Genomic DNA, 18,509 nt, shown 5'->3' with positions numbered 1-18,509 from the left:
TGTCAGCCCCGCTTGACCACCCGCGCCGGATTGCCGACCACTGTGGTGTTGTCAGGCACGTCGCGCGTCACCACCGCGCCGGCGCCGACTATGGCGCCATCGCCGATGCTGATGCCGCCGAGGATGATGGCGCTGCCGCCGATCCAGGCGTCATTGCCAATGGTGACCGGCCGGGCAATCTCCAGTCCCGCCTGACGGCCCGCGGCCTCCTTGTGGTGCTCGGCGCAGTAGATCTGCACATTGGGGCCGAGAAGCGTCCGCCTGCCGATACGCACCGGCGCGGTGTCGAGGATGGTGCAGCCGGCATTGAGGAAGGCGCCGTCGCCGAGATGGATGTTGAAACCGTAGGCGCAGTGGAACGGCGCCTCGATGCGGGAGCCTGCGCCCGCGCTGCCGAGCAGCGCCAATAGCGCCGGGCCGATATTGCCGCGTTGCTGGGGCCGTAGCGTATTATGCTCGAACACCGCATCGCGCGCGATCTCCCGCAGCGCCTCCAGTTCGTCGTCGATGCAGATGTACCATTCGCCTGCAATCATCCTTGTGCGTTCGCTTCCGGCCATCACAGCGACTCCGTCCCTTCGTCATGTTCGACTGGTTACCAAAGTACAATGCTCACTGATGGAAGAAGCACCATCGCCTACTCTCGTCAAACGCAGGACCTATGCTAGCTTGCCCTCGTAGGCCAGTCCCGGGCCTGCTTTCGAGGGGATCGACATGCTCTATTTGCTTGCACTTCTGATCGGCGTGATTGCCGGTCTTCGCGCCATGACCGCGCCGGGCGCGATCGCCTGGGGCGCCTATTTCGGCTGGCTGCCGGTGGCCGGCACCTGGGCAAGTTTTATGGGCCATTGGGCCGCCGTCGGTATCTTCACCATCCTCGCCATCGTCGAACTGGTCACCGACCAGCTGCCCTCGACGCCGAGCCGCAAGGTGCCGCAGCAATTCGGCGCCCGGATCCTGCTTGGCGCCTTCAGCGGCGCGGTGATCGGCGCCACTGCCGGTTCCACCATTGGCGGCCTGATTGCCGGCGCCATCGGTGCTGTCATCGGCACCTATGGCGGCGCCGAAGCGCGCGGCCGGTTGGCCGCCGCCTTCGGCAAGGATTTGCCTGCCGCCCTCATCGAGGACGCGGTGGCGATCATCGGCGGCCTGCTGATCGTGGCGGCGGTGGTATGACTGCCCAAGCCTCAGACGCCAAGACATACGACGCCATCATCATCGGCGCCGGACAGGCCGGCCCTCCTCTCGCCGGCCGGCTGACGTCAGCCGGCATGAGCGTGGCGCTGATCGAGCGCAAGCTGGTCGGCGGCACCTGCGTCAACACCGGCTGCATGCCGACCAAGACCATGGTCGCCAGCGCCTATGCCGCGCATCTGGCGCGGCGTGCCGCGGACTACGGCGTGACGTTCTCAGGCCCTGTCGGCGTGGACTACAAGAGGATCAAGGCGCGCAAGGACAAGGTCACAAACGACTCCCGCAGCAATCTGGAGACGTGGATCGCCGGCATGAAGGGCTGCACGCTTTATCGCGGCCACGCCCGCTTCGAATCCGCCAACACCGTGCGTGTCGGCGGCGACCTTCTGACCGCCGAAAAGATCTTCCTCAACACCGGCGGCCGCGCCTCGGTGCCCGACCTGCCGGGCGTCAACGACGTCGACTACCTCACCAACTCCTCGATGATGGATCTCGATGTTTTGCCGCGCCATCTTATCGTCGTCGGCGGCAGCTACATCTCTCTTGAATTCGCGCAGATGTTTCGCCGCTTCGGCTCTGAAGTCACCGTCATCGAGAAGAGTTCGCGCCTGACCGGCCGCGAGGACGAGGACGTGTCGGCGGCCGTCCTATCGATCCTCGAAAACGAAGCCATAGAAGTCCATGTCGGCGCCGACGACATCCGCTTTGCCAGACAGGGCAAGGAGATCGCCGTGACCTTCTCATCCGGCAAGCCGCCGGCGGTCGGCTCGCATGTGCTTCTGGCACTCGGCCGCACCCCCAACACCGACGATCTCGGCCTCGATAAGGCCGGCGTCGCGGTCGATCTGCGCGGCTTCGTCACCGTCGACGACCAGCTGCGCACCAGCGTGCCCGGCATCTGGGCAATGGGCGACTGCAACGGCAAGGGCGCCTTCACCCACACCTCCTACAACGACTATGAGATCGTCGCCGCCAATCTGCTCGACGACGATCCGCGCAAGGTCAGCGACCGCATCGAGGCCTATGCGCTCTACATCGATCCGCCGCTCGGCCGCTGCGGCATGACCGAGGCGGCGGTGAAGAAATCCGGGCGCAAGGCGCTGGTCGGCCAGCGGCCAATGACCCGCGTCGGCCGCGCCATCGAAAAGGGCGAGACGCAAGGTTTCATGAAGATCCTGGTCGATGCCGACACCAGGCAAATCCTCGGCTGCTCCGTGCTCGGCCCCGGCGGCGACGAGGCGGTGCACTGCGTGCTCGACCTGATGTACGCCAAGGCGCCGGTCGATACGCTGGCGCGCGCCGTGCATATCCACCCCAACGTCTCGGAGCTGTTGCCAACCATCGCCCAGGAGCTGAAGCCGCTCGCCTGACATAGCCCCGCGTCAAGCTCAGCGCTTTCTGCATTGGTGCGTTGCAGCAATGTGCATTGCGCGCGGCAAGGCTTCTCGTTCAGTCTGAATTGAACCGATTCAGTCTGGATTTTCCATGCCTTTGCCGATCCTTGCGCTTGCCATTGCGTCCTTCTGCATCGGCACCACCGAATTCGTCATCATGGGCCTGTTGCCGGAGGTTGCGGCCGATCTCGGCGTGTCGATCCCCTCGGCCGGCCTGCTGGTCACCGGCTATGCGCTGGGCGTCGTCTTCGGCGCACCCATCGTCGCCATGGCCACCGCGCATTTGCCGCGCAAGCCGGTCCTGGTCGCGCTGACGGCGATGTTCGTCGTCGGCAATCTGCTCTGCGCCATCGCGCCCAATTACTGGCTTCTGATGGCCGCGCGCGTCTTCACCGCGTTCGGTCATGGCGCCTTTTTCGGCATTGGTTCCGTCGTTGCCGCCAGCCTGGTGCCGCGCAACAAGCGCGCCAGCGCCATGGCGATGATGTTCGCGGGATTGACGCTCTCCAATATTCTCGGCGTTCCCGCCGGCACGGCGCTTGGCGAAGCCTTCGGCTGGCGCTCCACCTTCTTTGCCGTCGTTGGCATCGGCCTGATCTCTGTTGCGGCCATCGCCTGGCTGGTGCCATCCAATGTCGCCGAACCGAGCGGCGGCGGCCTGCGCAGTGAACTGCGCGTGCTGGGCAAGCTGCAAGTCTGGCTCGCCATGCTGATCGCCTCGCTGGCCTCGGCCAGCCTGTTTGCCGTCTTCACCTACATCAAGCCCTACCTTACCGATGTCTCCGGCCTGTCGACCTCCGCGGTCACCTGGGTCCTGCTACTGTTCGGCGCCGGCATGACCATAGGCAACATCATCGGCGGCCGGCTGGCCGACTGGAAATTGATGCCGACGGTCATCGGCACGCTGCTTTTGATGGCAGTTCTGTTTGTCGGCTTCACGCAGTTCGGCGCTATCGCCAGCGTCGCCATCGGCGTCGTCTTCTTGTGGGGACTGCTGATCTTCGTCGTCGTGCCGCCGCTGCAGATCCGCGTCGTCGAAGCGGCTTCGGAAGGGCCGAACCTCGCCGCCACGCTCAACCAGGGCGCATTCAATATCGGCAATGCCAGCGGCGCCTGGATCGGCGGCGTGGCTCTGTCGGCCGGCGTTTCCTATGCTCATTTGCCGCTGGTCGGCGCGGTGCTGGCCCTGCTGGCGGTCAGCGTAGCCGTTGTCTCGCAGGCGCTCGAAGGATCGGCGCCGATAACGACGGTTCCGGCCGCCGCCGAATAATTCCATTGCGCCCATGGCGGCGCGAACTGGACCAATCGACAGCCCTTCGGCAAAAGTGCATGTGTTCTGCCTCTTATCCTGGAGGCATCCCATGCAGAAATCGATCGAACGCATCGCCGGCGATACCGAAGGCGTTTCCTACGAATTCCCGGTGTTCCGCTTCGCCGGCGCCGACAAGGCAGCACCTTCGGCCTATCTCCAGGCAGCACTCCACGCCGGTGAACTGCCTGGTGTCGTCGCCATCGACGCGCTGATGCCGGCGCTGAACAAGGCCGAAGCCGAAGGCCGCATCAAGGGCAGCATCACGGTCGTGCCCTGGGCCAATCCGATCGGCCGCGCGCAATATCATTTCGGCGAGCACCAGGGCCGCTTTCATCTCGGCACCCGCAACAATTTCAACCGCGGCTTTCCGTTGCTCGCAGCACCGGACGCCAAGCTTTTGCCCGACACCACGCTTGGCACCCCCGACCAGCGATTGAAGACCCGTCTGGTGCAGCTGTCGCTCGGCCACGACATCGTGCTCGACCTGCATTGCGATGACGAGGGCCTTGCCTATCTCTACGTCCACGCCAGCCTGTGGCCGGCGATGGCCGATTGCGCCGCCGCCATGGGTATCGACGCCGTGGTGTTGTGGAGCGAGGACACCGACGGCACCTTCGAGGGCGCCACGATCATGCCCTACCAGAACGTCCCCGCCAACGTGGCGAAGCTCGACCGCCGCGTTGCCACCACGGTAGAATACCGTGGCATGCTGGATGTCGACGGCACGCTGGCAAATTCCGATGCCGCAGGCCTCTACCGGCTGCTGGTGGCGCGCGGCGTCATCGCCGACACCGCCCTTCCCCCGCCCAGCCCGTTCAAGGGCCTCGTCGCGCCGCTCGAAAACATCGACATGATGCCGGCGCCCAGGGCCGGCGCCATCCTCTACGACGTCAAGCCCGGTGACCGCGTCGCGAAGGGCGCGCGCCTCGCCACCATCGTCCACACACCGGGCGAGGCCGGCGGCCGCACCGAGGTGCTGGCACCGCAGGACGGCGTCATCCTGACCCGCCGCTCGCGCCGCATCATCCGCGCCGGCGAGGATCTCTTGAAGCTGGTCGGCGACAAGAAGAGCGCCGACGCGAGGTCAGGCACGCTGGAGGACTGAGCTAACCCGAAATCGCCAGCCGCGCCTTGGCCTCGAGCCATTCGGCCATCTGCCGGTACGGCACCGGGCCGTGGCTGACACGGGCGACACCAAGCTCGGCCAGGCGCTGGCGCGGCGGCACATGCGCCAGCGCGATGATGTTGACCGGCAATGCCGTCGCCTTGCACAGCGCCTCGATCAGACCCTCGTCGCCGAGCCCCGGCGCAAAGAAGCCGCTCGCTCCTGCCTTTTCATAAGCGTGCGCCCGCTCGATGGCCTGGTCGAGCAGCACGCTGTCATGCACATCCGGCTTGGCCTTGAGGAAAATGTCGGTACGGGCGTTGATAAAGGCGGGAATGCCGGAAGCCTTCACCGCCGCCGCTGCCGCCTCGATCCGCTTCACCTGTATGGCGATGTCGTGCAGACCGGCGCCGCCGACGATCTGGTCCTCGAAATTGAAACCGATGGCGCCGGCCTGCAGGGCACGTGTCACCGTCTGGGCGACAGTCACCGGCTCGACGCCGTAGCCGCCTTCGAGGTCCATGGTCACCGGCAGGTCGACTGCCGCCACGATGCGCTTGATGTTGTCCAGCGCCAGCTCCAGCGGAATTTTCTCGCCATCGGCATAACCAAAAGCAGCCGCGACCGGCCAGCTTCCGGTGGCGATCGCCTTGGCGCCCGCCTTCTCGACGATCTTGGCCGAGCCCGGATCCCAGGCATTGTAGAGAACGATCGGGTTGCCCTTGACATGAAGGGCATGGAACGTGCGTGCGCGCTCGATCTGCTCGGTCATTGCTGTCTTCCCGTCTTTCCGATGTTGGACGAACAGTCTAGGCAGGACCCCAAGCCTTGGCGATGTGCCATGGGCTGCAGAAGCGGCGGCCACAAACAGGCCTTTCAAACCTGTTGCGCATCCGGCTTTTCGCCGCTATGGATTTCGCCCATGAACATGCGCTCGATCAAGACCATTTGGTGGTGGGCTCGCTGACAGCGGCCTGTTCGAACGCGTGCGCGTGAAAATAGAGGGTGGCCGCAACGGAATGTCCGGGCGGCCATTTGTTTTTTCAAAGCCATTCCCGGGTCCGTTGCCCCAACAAGCCATATGGAGACGGCAATGACGATGAAGGCTCTGGAAAACGGCGCGGAAAGCTTCGTGACCGCAGGTGGTGTCACCATCACCCGCGAACGCCACGACAAGCCTTACGCCGGTGCGATCGATGCCTATGTCGATGGCTTGAACTCGCGCCGTGGTGCGGTGTTTTCCTCGAATTACGAATATCCGGGCCGCTACACACGCTGGGATACGGCCATCATCGATCCGCCGCTGGTGATTTCCGCGCGTGGCCGCGCCATGCGCATCGAGGCGCTGAATGGCCGTGGCGAAGTGCTGCTGCCGGTGATCGGCAAGACGCTGGCCGGCGTTGCCGAGGTGACGATTGCTGAAACCTCGAAAAAGCTGATCCGCCTCGATGTCGCCAAGCCCGGCCGCGTCTTCACCGAGGAAGAGCGCAGCCGCGTCCCCTCTGTGTTTACTGTGCTGCGCGCCATCACCGCTCTGTTCAAGACCGACGAAGACGCCAATCTCGGCCTTTACGGCGCCTTCGGTTACGACCTCGCCTTCCAGTTCGATCCAGTCGACTACAAGCTTGAGCGCAAACAGAGCCAGCGCGATCTCGTGCTGTTCCTGCCTGACGAGATCCTGGTCGTCGACCATTATTCGACCAAGGCCTGGACCGACCGCTACGATTATTCCGGCGACGGTTTTTCAACCGAGGGGCTGCCGCGCGACGAAATTGCCGAACCGTTCAAGACCGCCGACCGCATCCCGCCGCGCGGCGACCATGAGCCGGGCGAATATGCCAATCTGGTGCGCAAGGCGATGGACAGTTTCAAGCGCGGCGACCTGTTCGAGGTCGTGCCCGGGCAGATGTTCTACGAACGCTGCGAGACGCAGCCTTCCGAAATCTCGCGCAAGCTGAAGTCGATCAACCCGTCGCCCTATTCCTTCTTCATCAATCTCGGCGAAAACGAGTATCTGATCGGCGCCTCGCCCGAAATGTTCGTGCGCGTCAATGGCCGCCGCGTCGAGACCTGCCCGATATCCGGCACCATCAAGCGCGGCGACGACGCCATTTCCGATAGCGAGCAGATCCTGAAGCTGCTCAACTCCAAGAAGGATGAATCCGAGCTGACAATGTGCTCGGACGTCGACCGCAACGACAAGTCCAGGGTCTGCGATCCGGGCTCGGTGCGCGTCATCGGCCGCCGCCAGATCGAAATGTATTCGCGCCTGATCCACACCGTCGATCACATCGAAGGGCGCCTGCGCGAAGGCATGGATGCCTTCGACGCCTTCCTGTCGCATGCCTGGGCGGTCACCGTCACCGGCGCGCCGAAACTGTGGGCCATGCGCTTCATCGAGCAGAACGAAAAGAGCCCGCGAGCCTGGTATGGCGGCGCCATCGGCATGGTCAATTTCAACGGCGACATGAACACCGGCCTGACGCTCCGCACCATCCGCATCAAGGACAGCATCGCCGAGGTGCGAGCCGGCGCCACGTTGCTCTTCGACAGCATCCCCGAGGAAGAAGAAGCCGAAACCGAACTGAAGGCATCCGCCATGCTCTCCGCCATTCGCGACGCCAAATTGGGCAATGCCGCAGGCGCCGAACGCACCACCGCGCGCGTCGGCGACGGCGTCAACATCCTGCTCGTCGACCACGAGGACTCCTTCGTCCACACACTGGCCAACTATTTCCGCCAGACCGGTGCCAATGTCTCGACCGTGCGTTCGCCGGTGCCGGAAGAAGTCTTCGAACGGCTGAAGCCCGATCTCGTCGTGCTGTCACCCGGACCGGGCACGCCGAAGGATTTCGACTGCGCCGCGACCATCAAGAACGCCCGCGCCCGCGACCTGCCGATCTTCGGCGTCTGCCTTGGCCTGCAGGCGCTGGCCGAGGCCTATGGCGGCGAACTCAGGCAGTTGCACGTGCCGATGCACGGCAAGCCGTCGCGCATCCGCGTCTCCAAACCCGGAATCATCTTCTCCGGCCTGCCCAAGGAAGTGACCGTCGGCCGCTACCACTCGATCTTTGCCGATCCGGTGCGGCTGCCCGACGATTTCATCGTCACCGCCGAGACCGAGGATGGCATCATCATGGCCTTCGAACACCGCAAGGAGCCGATCGCCGCCGTCCAGTTCCATCCGGAATCGATTATGACGCTCGGCCACAATGCCGGCATGCGCATCATCGAAAACATCGTTGCGCATCTGCCGCGCAAGGCCAAGGAAAAGGCCGCTTAGAAACGATGGCGGCAACGGACAACATGGCGGCGATCGCAGCGAAAGCAGCGGCCAGGCAAAGGATCGCCAGCCTTGCCTTCTGGTCGATTGTCATCGCCTGCGTGGTGCTCGCGCTCAAGCTTGCCGCATGGTACGTCACCGGCTCCGTTGCGCTCTATTCGGATGCGCTGGAGTCGATCGTCAACGTCATAGCCTCGGCCGCCGCCTATTGGGCGGTCCTGGTCAGCTACAAGCCGGCCGACCAGGACCATCCGTTCGGCCACCACAAGGCCGAGTATTTTTCGGCGGTACTGGAAGGCGTGCTGATCGTGCTCGCCGCGCTTTTGATCCTCAACGAGGTCTGGCGCTCCTGGCAGACGCCGACCCCGCTCGAACAACCCTGGGAGGGCCTGGCGATCAACGGTGTCGCCACCGTCATCAACGCCTTCTGGGCCTGGACGCTGATCCGCGCCGGGCGCAGCGCAAAATCACCGGCGCTGGTCGCCGACGGCCGGCACATCATGACCGACGTCGTGACCTCGGTCGGCGTCTTCGGCGGCCTCGTCGGCGCTATCCTGACCGGTTGGCAGATCCTTGATCCGGCGCTTGCCGTCATCGTCGCGCTCAATATCCTGTGGCAGGGCTGGCACGTCATCGGCTCTTCGATGAACGGGCTGATGGACCGCGCAGTGGACACGACCGAACACATGCACATTCGCGACATCATCTCGGCCAATTGCAAGGGCGCGCTAGAGGTTCATGACCTCAAGACCCGCATCGCCGGCCGCGCCACCTTCATCGAGTTCCATCTGGTCGTCGACGCCGACATGACGGTCGGCGCCAGCCACGTCATCTGCGACCGCATCGAGGACGCGCTGAAGGCCGAAATCCCCTCGGTGCGCGTCACCATCCATGTCGAACCGGACGACGAGGCGAAGCTGCCGAAAGGCACGACGGCGGTGCCGTTCGCGTAAGGCGAGTTACCACGTTTCGATAGTGAGATCTTTGATCCGCTCGAATTCCCGGATATTGCGGGTTATCAGTGTGAGGTCCCGAGCACGTGCCTGCCCGCCAATCAGCGCATCGTAGGGACCAATCGGGGTTCCCAGTGCCGCAAGCCCAGCACGAATCTCACCGGCATGTCTCGCGTCGTCTCGGTCGAATTCGAGTACCGGGAACTGCAAAGCTTCGATGCGCGCCAGATTTTGGACCTTTCGCTGGCTCTTTTCAGCGCCGTAGTACAGCTCATGCAAAACGACCGCCGAGAGAGCAAAGTCTTGTGGTGCATGCCGTTTGAGCAAAGCCAGCAGGCCCTCGTCGCCCGCGATGATCGCTATGACGGCATTGGTGTCGAGCAGGTAGGTCACTTAAAGAGGTCATCCAAAGCAGGTCGATCCTGACCATCCTGACGCTCCAGCGCTCCCTGGACGAAATCGTCGTCAACAGGTCCGATGACCTGGTCGAGCCATGCCCAATCCTGCGCAAGCGGCTCCAAGATGACAGTTTGCCCATGACGACGGATCGAAACCTCGTCTGCCTCGAACCGAAACTCCTTAGGCAAGCGCACAGCTTGTGACCGGCCTGACCAGAACACCTTTGCCTTGTCCATGTGCTATCCTCAAATGAGATATAGCAAAGATATATACCATGGTAGCGTCATAGACAAGATCGAACTCAACGAGTGCAGGCCGACTGTGGCATAGCCTCCAACCGGTAGACCTTGTCATCGGACTTGGTCTTGCCATCCGCCGAGCACAGATCGACAATCGCCAGGCTGCTATTGGGGTTGGCCAGCATCAGGGTGCCGTTGGCGCCGCGCTTGAGGAAGATTTCCTTTTGCGCGATATCGCAGGAAAAATTGCTCATCCTCGAACTGGCCGCGCAGCGCCATTGATCCGCTTCGCCCTGGCAGGAATAGGTCTGCGTGACCTTCGTCCCGTTCTTCCTGGTGGTCACCGAAACCGCGATGTCTGCGCCGTCGGGCCAATTTGTGACATCGCCGCCTGAGGCGAAGGAGGCAAGCTCGACCGGTCCGCGGAAGACCCGGATCGACTGCGTCAGCTGGTCGGGATGAGAGCTCAGGTGCGCGGCATCGTAATTGCGTCCGAAGCAGAAAGGCTGGTCCGGCTTCAGCCGCTCGCGCAACGGCGCACTCAGCGCCGGATCGATCGGATCGATCTTGGCGAATTCGGCCTTGCAGGTTGCCGACGGCATCGGGTCGAGGCGGAAATTGTCGTCCTCCGAGCCCAGCGCCTGCCGATCATATTCAGCCTCGCCCAGTTCGTCTTCCGATCCGGCGTCGAGATAGAGATCGGACGAAACATCGGTGAGGATCAGGCGGCCTTTGTCATCGAGTTTCAGCGAAGCCATGGTGCGGTCGCAGTCCATGCCGCAGCGGATCGGGCCCGACTTGCCGTCCTCCGACTCGTGATTGCACCAGCCGCCGGCCCATTGCGGCGTCTTGGCGCCACGCACCGTGGTGGTGAGAAAGCCATTGTAGGAGGTGTCCGTATTCGCCGTCGGCTCCTCGTTCGGATGGCTCACCGGATCATGGCCATAGAGGAAGAAAATCCGCGCCACCTTCTGCTTCGGATGCGCCTTGAGATGGGCTGCGTCATAGACACGGCCGAAACATGCATCGGCGCCACTCGCACTGAGTTGGGGCAATTTAAGCGCATCGTCGGCCACGGCCGAACCCGCAAGTGGGCCGAGCAGCATGGCGCCAAATCCGGCGCTGGCAACAACCTTCCACTTCCTGAACGCCATGTGACCCACTCCTCGCATCGACAGGACGTAACGTGAATTTATGCTAGTATCATGGCCGCAGCCACGCAATTTGCGGGGAGCGCCAAGCCGAGAGGATGCCATGCGTCGACGCGACATGTTCCGGGCCAGCCTTGCCGGTGCCGCCGGCCTGTTCGGGCTGAGCCGGGCCGCCGCCGCTGAAGACAGACCGAAGGTCGCCTATCACCTCAGCGACCTCGATAAGGTCAACTTCGTGCTCGGCAACATCAAGAACCACTATGAAGGCACCGGCGGCAATGTCGACATCGTGTTGGTCGTGCATGGTCCAGCCCTCGCCGGCTTCAAGTCGAAAGGCATATCGGCGGCGATCTCGGGACGCTTTGCCGGCCTTGTCCAGCAGGGCCTTGAGCCGCATGCCTGCGGCAACACCATGCAAGGCATGGAGATCACGCTTGCCGACCTGCTCGAGGGCTTCCACGCCGCCGACAAGGGCGGCGTCGTCAAGCTCGCCGAACTGCAGCGCCAGGGCTACGCCTATCTCCGGCCCTGAGCCGCCACGGGCTTGAACGTGAAGGCCATGAGAGCCTACGAAGGGTGGCCAAACAGCCCGAAGGAAAGTGCTCATGACCGCGACCACCCTCGTCATCCCCGATCTTGCCGGCAAGGCGGTGCTGGTCACCGGCGCTTCGACCGGCATCGGTGCCGCCCTTGCACTGGCCTACGCCGCCCAGAAATGCCGGGTCGCCCTGCACTACAATTCGAGCCGGGAGGCCGCAGAAACGCTGGCCAAAAACATCCGCGACAGCGGCGGTGAGGTGTTCCTGACACAGGGCGACTTCTCACAGGCAGCCGATGTCGAGCGGGTAGTCGAGGAGAGCGCCGAAACATTCGGGCGGCTCGACGGGCTGATCAACAATGCCGGCGGCATGCTCGGCCGCGTACCTTATGCGGAGCAGACCGAGGCGCACTACGACGCGGTGATGGACCTCAACGCCCGCTCGGTGCTGACGGCCTCGCGCAAGGCGATGCCATGGCTGAAGAAGCAGGGCGGCTTCATCGTCAACACCTCGTCGATCGCGGCGCGCAATGGCGCTGGCGGCGGCGCCGGGCTGTACGGTTCGGCCAAGGCCTTTGTCTCCAATGTGACGCGCGGCATGGCCAAGGAACTGATCGGCTTCGGCATCCGCGTCAACGCGGTGGCGCCGGGCACCATCGCGACACCCTTCCATGAGCGCTATTCCACCGACGAGCAGATGAAGGGCATGGTCGCCACCATTCCTCAAGGGCGTGCCGGCACGGCCGAAGACTGCGTCGGCGCCTATCTCTTCCTGTCCTCCGATCTCCTGAGTGGTTACATCACCGGCCAGGTGATCGAGGTGAACGGTGGCCAGTTGATGCCGTGAGCCGGCAATTGCATACTGCGTCTCGCAACCATGCATGTCGTGCGCACGTTTGCTGAGGTTGGAAGAAGGGGAGAGGCAATGTACGGATTGATCGGAAAGATGCGGGCGTCGCGCGGCCAGCGCGACGCGATCATGGATGTGCTGCTCGCCTCGACCGGCGCCATGCCGGGTTGCCTGAGTTATGTCATCGCCCGCGACCCGGCCGATGCCGACGCGATCTGGGTGACCGAAGTGTGGACCGACGCCGCAAGCCACAAGGCTTCGCTGCAGCTGCCGGAGGTCCAGGCAGCGATCGCCAAGGCCCGGCCGATCATCGCCGGCTTCGAATTCCAGGTCGAGACCCATCCGGCCGGCGGTTTCGGCCTGCCCGCCATCAAGAACGAGTGACATCCCAACGCGGGGTCGGGGTCGTGAATTTCGTCCGAGACAGCGTTCGCATTTTTCTCTTCCAGGTCTAAGACCCAAACATGGACTCTTCGCCAGACCAACCGGCCGTCGAACGCATGGCGCGCATGCGTCCGGTTCGGCAGTGGGTGGTGCTGCTGATCGTCTCGCTGCTGTTCGCCGGCGCGCTGGAATACGCCGCACTGCCGGCGGCGCTGCTGATCGGCCCGATGCTGGCGGCGATCCTTGCCGGCACCAATGGCGCCACGGTGCGCGTGCCGCGGCCGCTGTTCGCCGCCGCCCAGGCCTTGGTCGGCTGTCTGGTCGCGGCGTCGATCTCCACCGACATTTTTTCGGTGTTCTACAAGGAATGGCCGCTGGTCCTTGTCGTGGTGCTGGCGACCCTTGCGGCGTCCAGCCTGCTTGGCTGGTTGATCAGCCGCTGGCGCATCCTGCCCGGCACCACCGCGGTCTGGGGCTCGTCGCCGGGTGCTGCCACTGCCATGGTGCTGATGGCCGGTGCCTTCGGCGCCGATCAGCGCCTCGTCGCCTTCATGCAGTATCTGCGCGTCATCTTCGTCTCGATGACGGCAGCACTCGTCGCCAAGATGTGGGTCGACACTTCGGGCATCGAGGTACCAGCCATCGTCTGGTTCCCGCCGATCGAACCGGCAGCCTTTGCCGCCACGCTCGGCGTGGCGCTGGTCGGCGGCCTGCTCGGCCGGTTGTGCCGGCTGCCGTCACCCTTCTTCCTCGGCACCTTCATCATCGGCACCATCGTCCATCTCGGCTTCGGCGTGGCGATGCAATTGCCGCCATGGCTGCTGGCGCTCTCCTATGCGATGGTCGGCTGGTCGATAGGGCTGAATTTTACCCGGGCGATCCTGCGTCATGCGACACGGGCGCTGCCGCAGATCGTCGGCTCTATCGTCGTGCTGATCGCCTTTTGCGGCGGGCTAGCCTGGCTGATCAGCCACGTCCTTGGTATCGATCCGCTGACCGCCTATCTCGCGACCAGCCCCGGCGGCATGGACAGCGTCGCCATCATTGCCGCCGCCGCCCAGAACGTCGACATATCCTTCGTCATGGCCTTGCAGTCGGCCCGCTTCCTGGTCGTGCTCATCGCCGGGCCGAGCATAGCGCGGCTGATGGCGAGAGCCGTCAGGGACTGAGATTCAAATATCCAGGGAAGAGGAAAAGTGCCCATGAAACGTCGTGTGAATGCCGTCGATCTCTCAGGCCGGGTCGCCGTGGTGACCGGCGGCGCGCAAGGCATCGGCCTTGCTGTCGCCCGGCGACTGCTGTCATCGGGCGCCAGCGTCGCCATCTGGGATGTGGACGAGACCGCCATGGCGAAGGCCGTTTCCGAACTCGCCCCGCTCGGCCGGGTCGAGGGTTTGCTGTGCGATCAATCGCTGATGGAGGCCGTCGACAGCGCCGCGACCGAAACCGAGCGCTCGCTTGGTCCGGTCGATCTGCTGGTAAACAATGCCGGCATCGCCGGACCGGCAGCGACGGTGGCGGATTATGATCCTGCCGCCTGGCGCCAGATAATCGACATCGACCTCAACGGCGTCTTCTACTGCTGCAAGCGCCTGGTGCCCGGCATGATCGCGCGCAGCTACGGCCGCATCGTCAACATCGCCTCGGTCGCAGGCAAGGAAGGCAATCCGAATGCCGCCGCCTATTCCGCCGCCAAGGCCGGCGTGCTCGCGCTGACAAAATCGCTCGGTAAGGAACTGGCCGGCCACGACATCGCCGTCAACGCGCTGACCCCATCGCCCGCCCGCACCCGCATCCTCGAACAGCTCACTGAGGCCCAGGTCGCCTACATGCTGGGCAAGGTGCCGCGAGGCCGGTTCGTCGAAGTCGAAGAGGCGGCTGCGATGATCGCCTTCATGCTATCGGACGAAAATTCCTTCACCACCGGCGCGACCTTCGACCTGTCCGGCGGCCGCGCCACCTACTGAGAAGCAGAGCTATTCCTCGCTGTCTTCGTTATCGCCGTCGGCCGCGAAGGACTAATTCAAGAGCCGCTCAGCGTCGCGGCAAGCCGGTCGGGAAGGAAATCGACGAAGGCGCGAACCTTCGGCGACAAATGACGATTGGACGGCCACAACAACCGGAACTGGCCGCGGCCGTCGACATGGTCGTCCAGCACCGTGCGTAGCTGGCCGTCACGCAGCGCCTCGCGGACCAGGAAATCGGGCATCGAGCTGATGCCGAGCCCGGCCATCGTGGCGCCCTTCAGCGCCTCCGTGTTGTTGCAGGTCAGCATCGAGCGGACCTGCGGCTCGGCGCTGCCGCCGATGAACGGCCAGCCTTGCAGCTTGCCGCTGTTGGGAAAGCGGAAGCGGATGCCGTAATGGTTCACGAGATCGTCCGGGCGGCTCGGGTTGCCGTGCTGCTCGATATAGGAGGGTGCCGCACACAACAGCAGCCGGAAGGGTGCAAGCGGCCGCGCCACCAGGCGCGAATCCGGCAGGTCGCCGCTGCGGATCGCGATGTCGACGCCTTCGTCGATGAGGTCGACGATGCGGTCGTTAAAGTCGATGTCGAGTTCGATTTCGGGATAGCGCGCCATGAACTCGGACAGCACCGGGAACAGCAAATGATAGGTCACGATCGGCGTCGAAACGCGCAGCCGCCCATGCGGTGTTTCGCGGCTCCGCGACAGCATCGCCTCGGCATCGTCGATGTCGTCGAGGATGCGCCGCACCCGCTCGTTGAACAGCTTGCCCTCTTCGGTCAGGCCGATGCGGCGCGTGCTGCGCTGAAGCAACCTTACGCCGAGATCCTGCTCGAGTCTGGCGACGCTCTTGCCGACGGCCGATGCCGAGATGCCGAGCGTGCGGCCCGCAGCGATGAAGCTGCCGAACTCAGCCGTGCGGGCAAAGGCCAGGAGCCCATTGAGGCGTTCCATCGCATCTCTCCATTCGAGCGTTTCAGTCCGGTATATCTGGAGATTTAACACTATTTTTCTCGAAGTGTCGCGAGCCTATCTTCCCGTTACGACCGGCGCAGCAAGCTTGCGGCAGGCCGGCGGATCCTGGTTCAGATAGGAAATCCATGACCTCGAAGACCACAAACGGCGCGGTCGCGCCATGGCTTGTCCTGTTGTCGGTATGCCTTGCCGCCATGACAATGCCCTTGACCTTCACCGGCCCGGCCGTCGCGCTTTCCCGCATTGCGGCCGACCTCGGCGGCAGCCCGATCGCGCTCAACTGGGTGACCAACGCCTTCATGCTGACCTTCGCCGCCACCTTGATGACATCAGGCGCGCTGGCCGACAATCATGGCCGCAAGCGGCTCTTCCTTGTTGGCCTCGCCACCTATGTGCTGGCATCGCTGGGATCGATGTTTGCCCCTGATATCGTCTGGTTCGATGTGCTCAGGGCTGCGCAAGGGCTCGGCAGTGCCGCCGCCTTTGCCGGCGGCGCCTCCGCTCTTGCCCAGGAATTCGATGGGCCATTGCGGCTGCGCGCCTTCTCCTTCCTCGGCACCAGTTTCGGCATCGGCCTCGCTTTTGGGCCGATCGCGTCGGGCCTGCTCATAGATGCTTTCGGCTGGCGATCGATCTTCGTCTTGGTGGCAGTGCTCGCGATTGCAGCCGCTTTGCTCGGCCTGCGCACCATCAGGGAATCGCGCGATCCGGATGCGACCGGCCTCGACTGGGCGGGAGCCGGCACCTTTACGATCGCGCTGGCATCGCTGACCTACGGCGTGCTGCAAGCGCCGCAGAGCGGCTGGACCGATCCCCTGGTGATCGGGCTTCTCGTGGCGGCCGCCCTTTGCTTTGCCGCTTTCGTCGTCGTCGAGCGGCGCGTGCGCCGGCCGATGCTCGATCTCTCGCTGTTCCGCTTTCCCCGCTTCGTCGGCGTCCAGTTCCTGGCGGCCGCTCCCGCCTATGGCTTCGTCGTCCTGCTGGTGCTGTTGCCTATCCGCTTCATCGGCATCGAGGGGATGAGCGAGATCAAGGCGGGGCAGTTGATGATCTGCCTGTCGGGACCGCTGTTGATCCTGCCACTGCTCGCCGGCCAGGTAGCGCGCTGGATCGCTCCGGCAACGATCTGCGGTGTCGGCCTGCTTGTGGCCGCCGGCGGCCTTGTCTGGCTGAGCCTGACACCGCCTGTCGTCGCAGCGCTGGTGGCGCCGCTGATCCTCATCGGCGTCGGCATCGCCTTGCCCTGGGGGCTGATGGACGGACTTGCCGTCGGCGTCGTGCCGAAAGAGCGTGCCGGCATGGCGGTCGGCATCTTCAACACCACCCGCGTCGCTTGCGAAGGCGTGGCGCTGGCGATCGTCATGGCAGTCCTGTCGGGTTTCACGGCAGCCCAACTGGCGGCTCAGGGAACGGCGTCTTCCCTGGATGCAACCGCCGCCGCGCAGCTGCTGGTGACCGGCAACATCGGCGAAGCGGCAGCCCGCTTGGCGGGTGCCGGAGCCACGGTCCTGGTCCAGGCCTATGAGACCGCGTTCGACAGGCTGCTGATCGTGCTGGCGGCAATCACCATCGTCACCGCCGTTGTCGTCTTCCTCGGCTTGCGCCGTGGCTCGGCGGTGGAACACGAGCCCATTGCTCTGCCGGTTTGCCAGGAAGGGTAGCTGAGCCGCGTCAGGAGATGACGAGGCTCGCTATGCGGTGGCCGTCCAGCACGAAGGTCATGTCACCCTGGCCGTTGAAGCCATTGCCTTTCACGGCAATGCGGACGCGGTAGCTGCCCTCGACCTCGGCGATGCGGACAATGCGAAGATTGGACTTCACGCCGATATTGTCCGACTGGTTCCAGCGCGCGATCTGCTGGCGGCCTTGGAAGGACCGCCCCCAGTCGGTCAGGGACGCGTCGGCTGTGAACGTGTGGAGAACGGCTTCGCTATCACCCGCATTGGTGGCCTCGATAAAGCGGCGGATAGGTTCGGGTGTGGTCATCAATCGAGCCGGTGCATCAGATCATCATCCAGCCAGCGGCCGAAGAAATAGACCAGCTGCTTGTGCCACCATGGCCAGTCATGACTGACATCGCCGCCCCAATAGTCGACCCAGGCGGGAATGGATTTGTCGCGCAGGATCTGTTCCAGCCTGCGGGTCTCGACCAGCATCCGCTCTTCCCAGGCGCCCTGCCCGCAGCAGAAGATCATCCTCAGCGACTTCAGCCGGGCAAGCAGTTTTGGGTCTACGATGCCGGGCAGATACTCGAGCGGCGAATTGTAGAAAATGTCGCCTTCCAGCACCTTGCCGAAGAAGTCGCCCGCCGAATAGACGCCCGACAGCGCGATGACGCCGCTGGCGAGTTCGGGAAAGCGAAAGACGAAGTTCGAGGAATGATAACCGCCCATCGAACAGCCGGTGAACAGCGGCTTTAATTTGCGCCCGCCATTGGCTTGCTCGGCGGTCGCCAGAAACTCCGGCAGCGCCTCCTCGCGCACATATCGGAAATAAGCCTCGTGGCGACCGATACGGTGGGCGGCGCCGGCATGCTTGTTGAAGAACGATTCCGAATCGACGCCGTCGACCGCAAACAGCTGGATGCGGCCGGTATCGATGAATTCGGCCAGCGCTCCAACCCCGCCGGAATCCTCGAACTGGTAGAACCGCCCCTGCGACGTCGGGAACACCACCACCGGCCGGCCGGCATGGCCGTAGCGCTTGTATTCCATGTCGCGGCCGAGATTGCGGGCGAAATGCTTGTGATAGGAGATGTCCATCGCG

20 protein-coding genes are annotated in these 18,509 nt (G+C 64.0%); 12 read left to right on the top strand and 8 right to left on the bottom strand.

What is annotated here, in order from left to right:
- Positions 1–2 precede the first annotated feature (2 nt).
- On the bottom strand, positions 3–560 hold the full coding sequence (locus NKI31_RS05010; protein ID WP_352650669.1) for a sugar O-acetyltransferase: 558 nt from the start codon (positions 558–560) through the stop codon (positions 3–5).
- A gap of 154 nt (positions 561–714) precedes the next feature.
- Between NKI31_RS05010 and NKI31_RS05005 the strand changes: the two genes are divergently transcribed.
- The 4 genes from NKI31_RS05005 to NKI31_RS04990 all read left to right on the top strand — a co-directional run bounded on the left by NKI31_RS05005 (position 715) and on the right by NKI31_RS04990 (position 5,005).
- Positions 715–1,176 (top strand): DUF4126 domain-containing protein, encoded by a 462-nt coding sequence (locus NKI31_RS05005; RefSeq protein ID WP_352650667.1) that lies wholly within the window; start codon positions 715–717, stop codon positions 1,174–1,176.
- The gene (locus tag NKI31_RS05000; RefSeq protein ID WP_352650665.1) at positions 1,173–2,564 is read left to right on the top strand and encodes an FAD-containing oxidoreductase; all 1,392 of its coding nucleotides are present in this window, start codon (positions 1,173–1,175) and stop codon (positions 2,562–2,564) included. The genes NKI31_RS05005 and NKI31_RS05000 overlap by 4 nt, the downstream gene beginning before the upstream one ends.
- A gap of 115 nt (positions 2,565–2,679) precedes the next feature.
- Positions 2,680–3,858 carry an MFS transporter gene (locus tag NKI31_RS04995; protein ID WP_023831445.1) on the top strand — a complete coding sequence of 393 codons (1,179 nt, stop codon included), beginning with the start codon at positions 2,680–2,682 and terminating at the stop codon, positions 3,856–3,858.
- Positions 3,859–3,949: 91 nt separating this feature from the next.
- Positions 3,950–5,005, top strand: a complete 1,056-nt coding sequence (locus tag NKI31_RS04990) for a succinylglutamate desuccinylase/aspartoacylase family protein (RefSeq protein WP_352594743.1) — start codon at positions 3,950–3,952, stop codon at positions 5,003–5,005.
- Between the two features lies 1 nt (position 5,006).
- On the opposite strand, the gene NKI31_RS04985 is transcribed toward NKI31_RS04990, so the two are convergent.
- A complete protein-coding gene (locus NKI31_RS04985) occupies positions 5,007–5,777 on the bottom strand; it encodes an isocitrate lyase/PEP mutase family protein (protein ID WP_352650662.1) in 771 nt (256 codons plus the stop codon).
- Between the two features lie 321 nt (positions 5,778–6,098).
- On the opposite strand from NKI31_RS04985, the gene NKI31_RS04980 reads away from it, so the two are divergent.
- Together NKI31_RS04980 and NKI31_RS04975 are read left to right on the top strand one after the other, a co-directional pair.
- Entirely contained in the window at positions 6,099–8,288 is a 2,190-nt protein-coding gene (locus NKI31_RS04980; protein ID WP_352650660.1) for an anthranilate synthase, read from the top strand.
- Positions 8,289–8,293: 5 nt separating this feature from the next.
- A complete protein-coding gene (locus tag NKI31_RS04975; protein WP_023683651.1) occupies positions 8,294–9,241 on the top strand; it encodes a cation diffusion facilitator family transporter in 948 nt (315 codons plus the stop codon).
- A gap of 6 nt (positions 9,242–9,247) precedes the next feature.
- Here NKI31_RS04975 and NKI31_RS04970 read toward each other — a convergent pair whose 3' ends face one another.
- The 3 genes from NKI31_RS04970 to NKI31_RS04960 all read right to left on the bottom strand — a co-directional run bounded on the left by NKI31_RS04970 (position 9,248) and on the right by NKI31_RS04960 (position 11,033).
- A complete protein-coding gene (locus NKI31_RS04970) occupies positions 9,248–9,634 on the bottom strand; it encodes a type II toxin-antitoxin system VapC family toxin (protein WP_023724991.1) in 387 nt (128 codons plus the stop codon).
- On the bottom strand, positions 9,631–9,876 hold the full coding sequence (locus NKI31_RS04965) for an antitoxin (RefSeq protein WP_023724992.1): 246 nt from the start codon (positions 9,874–9,876) through the stop codon (positions 9,631–9,633). Before NKI31_RS04965 ends, NKI31_RS04970 begins: the two co-directional genes overlap by 4 nt.
- Before the next feature lie 65 nt (positions 9,877–9,941).
- Positions 9,942–11,033: a hypothetical protein gene (locus NKI31_RS04960; RefSeq protein ID WP_352650658.1), complete on the bottom strand. Its 1,092-nt coding sequence runs from the start codon at positions 11,031–11,033 to the stop codon at positions 9,942–9,944.
- A gap of 100 nt (positions 11,034–11,133) precedes the next feature.
- Here NKI31_RS04960 and NKI31_RS04955 point away from each other — a divergent pair, with 100 nt between their 5' ends.
- The 5 genes from NKI31_RS04955 to NKI31_RS04935 all read left to right on the top strand — a co-directional run bounded on the left by NKI31_RS04955 (position 11,134) and on the right by NKI31_RS04935 (position 14,769).
- On the top strand, positions 11,134–11,562 hold the full coding sequence (locus NKI31_RS04955; RefSeq protein WP_023686179.1) for a DsrE family protein: 429 nt from the start codon (positions 11,134–11,136) through the stop codon (positions 11,560–11,562).
- 73 nt (positions 11,563–11,635) lie between these two features.
- The gene (locus NKI31_RS04950; protein WP_023686180.1) at positions 11,636–12,415 is read left to right on the top strand and encodes an SDR family NAD(P)-dependent oxidoreductase; all 780 of its coding nucleotides are present in this window, start codon (positions 11,636–11,638) and stop codon (positions 12,413–12,415) included.
- A gap of 78 nt (positions 12,416–12,493) precedes the next feature.
- On the top strand, positions 12,494–12,802 hold the full coding sequence (locus NKI31_RS04945; protein ID WP_023686181.1) for a putative quinol monooxygenase: 309 nt from the start codon (positions 12,494–12,496) through the stop codon (positions 12,800–12,802).
- Positions 12,803–12,882: 80 nt separating this feature from the next.
- Positions 12,883–13,971: an AbrB family transcriptional regulator gene (locus NKI31_RS04940; protein WP_023751272.1), complete on the top strand. Its 1,089-nt coding sequence runs from the start codon at positions 12,883–12,885 to the stop codon at positions 13,969–13,971.
- 45 nt (positions 13,972–14,016) lie between these two features.
- Positions 14,017–14,769, top strand: a complete 753-nt coding sequence (locus NKI31_RS04935; RefSeq protein ID WP_023669968.1) for an SDR family NAD(P)-dependent oxidoreductase — start codon at positions 14,017–14,019, stop codon at positions 14,767–14,769.
- A 56-nt stretch (positions 14,770–14,825) separates the two neighbouring features.
- Here NKI31_RS04935 and NKI31_RS04930 read toward each other — a convergent pair whose 3' ends face one another.
- Positions 14,826–15,722, bottom strand: coding sequence for a LysR family transcriptional regulator (locus tag NKI31_RS04930; protein WP_023695836.1), 897 nt, complete (start codon positions 15,720–15,722; stop codon positions 14,826–14,828).
- A 146-nt stretch (positions 15,723–15,868) separates the two neighbouring features.
- Between NKI31_RS04930 and NKI31_RS04925 the strand changes: the two genes are divergently transcribed.
- Positions 15,869–17,404 (top strand): MFS transporter, encoded by a 1,536-nt coding sequence (locus NKI31_RS04925; protein ID WP_352650654.1) that lies wholly within the window; start codon positions 15,869–15,871, stop codon positions 17,402–17,404.
- Positions 17,405–17,414: 10 nt separating this feature from the next.
- On the opposite strand, the gene NKI31_RS04920 is transcribed toward NKI31_RS04925, so the two are convergent.
- Entirely contained in the window at positions 17,415–17,729 is a 315-nt protein-coding gene (locus NKI31_RS04920) for a nuclear transport factor 2 family protein (protein WP_352650652.1), read from the bottom strand.
- Positions 17,729–18,505, bottom strand: a complete 777-nt coding sequence (locus NKI31_RS04915) for an esterase family protein (RefSeq protein WP_352650741.1) — start codon at positions 18,503–18,505, stop codon at positions 17,729–17,731. Before NKI31_RS04915 ends, NKI31_RS04920 begins: the two co-directional genes overlap by 1 nt.
- Positions 18,506–18,509 lie beyond the last annotated feature (4 nt).

It is taken from the genome of Mesorhizobium sp. M0659 (assembly GCF_040320605.1).
In the GTDB taxonomy this organism is placed as follows: domain Bacteria; phylum Pseudomonadota; class Alphaproteobacteria; order Rhizobiales; family Rhizobiaceae; genus Mesorhizobium.
The sequence above is the reverse complement of the archived record's forward strand: the minus strand, read 5'-3'. Positions and strand labels throughout refer to the sequence as shown.

Excerpts from the sequence above, each read along its gene's own strand:
- NKI31_RS05010 (WP_352650669.1), bottom strand. The coding sequence starts at position 560 with ATGGCCGGAAGCGAACGCACAAGGATGATTGCAGGCGAATGGTACATC.
- NKI31_RS05005 (WP_352650667.1), top strand. The coding sequence starts at position 715 with ATGCTCTATTTGCTTGCACTTCTGATCGGCGTGATTGCCGGTCTTCGC.
- NKI31_RS05000 (WP_352650665.1), top strand. The coding sequence starts at position 1,173 with ATGACTGCCCAAGCCTCAGACGCCAAGACATACGACGCCATCATCATC.
- NKI31_RS04995 (WP_023831445.1), top strand. The coding sequence starts at position 2,680 with ATGCCTTTGCCGATCCTTGCGCTTGCCATTGCGTCCTTCTGCATCGGC.
- NKI31_RS04990 (WP_352594743.1), top strand. The coding sequence starts at position 3,950 with ATGCAGAAATCGATCGAACGCATCGCCGGCGATACCGAAGGCGTTTCC.
- NKI31_RS04985 (WP_352650662.1), bottom strand. The coding sequence starts at position 5,777 with ATGACCGAGCAGATCGAGCGCGCACGCACGTTCCATGCCCTTCATGTC.
- NKI31_RS04980 (WP_352650660.1), top strand. The coding sequence starts at position 6,099 with ATGACGATGAAGGCTCTGGAAAACGGCGCGGAAAGCTTCGTGACCGCA.
- NKI31_RS04975 (WP_023683651.1), top strand. The coding sequence starts at position 8,294 with ATGGCGGCAACGGACAACATGGCGGCGATCGCAGCGAAAGCAGCGGCC.
- NKI31_RS04965 (WP_023724992.1), bottom strand. The coding sequence starts at position 9,876 with ATGGACAAGGCAAAGGTGTTCTGGTCAGGCCGGTCACAAGCTGTGCGC.
- NKI31_RS04960 (WP_352650658.1), bottom strand. The coding sequence starts at position 11,033 with ATGGCGTTCAGGAAGTGGAAGGTTGTTGCCAGCGCCGGATTTGGCGCC.
- NKI31_RS04955 (WP_023686179.1), top strand. The coding sequence starts at position 11,134 with ATGCGTCGACGCGACATGTTCCGGGCCAGCCTTGCCGGTGCCGCCGGC.
- NKI31_RS04950 (WP_023686180.1), top strand. The coding sequence starts at position 11,636 with ATGACCGCGACCACCCTCGTCATCCCCGATCTTGCCGGCAAGGCGGTG.
- NKI31_RS04945 (WP_023686181.1), top strand. The coding sequence starts at position 12,494 with ATGTACGGATTGATCGGAAAGATGCGGGCGTCGCGCGGCCAGCGCGAC.
- NKI31_RS04940 (WP_023751272.1), top strand. The coding sequence starts at position 12,883 with ATGGACTCTTCGCCAGACCAACCGGCCGTCGAACGCATGGCGCGCATG.
- NKI31_RS04930 (WP_023695836.1), bottom strand. The coding sequence starts at position 15,722 with ATGGAACGCCTCAATGGGCTCCTGGCCTTTGCCCGCACGGCTGAGTTC.
- NKI31_RS04925 (WP_352650654.1), top strand. The coding sequence starts at position 15,869 with ATGACCTCGAAGACCACAAACGGCGCGGTCGCGCCATGGCTTGTCCTG.
- NKI31_RS04920 (WP_352650652.1), bottom strand. The coding sequence starts at position 17,729 with ATGACCACACCCGAACCTATCCGCCGCTTTATCGAGGCCACCAATGCG.
- NKI31_RS04915 (WP_352650741.1), bottom strand. The coding sequence starts at position 18,505 with ATGGACATCTCCTATCACAAGCATTTCGCCCGCAATCTCGGCCGCGAC.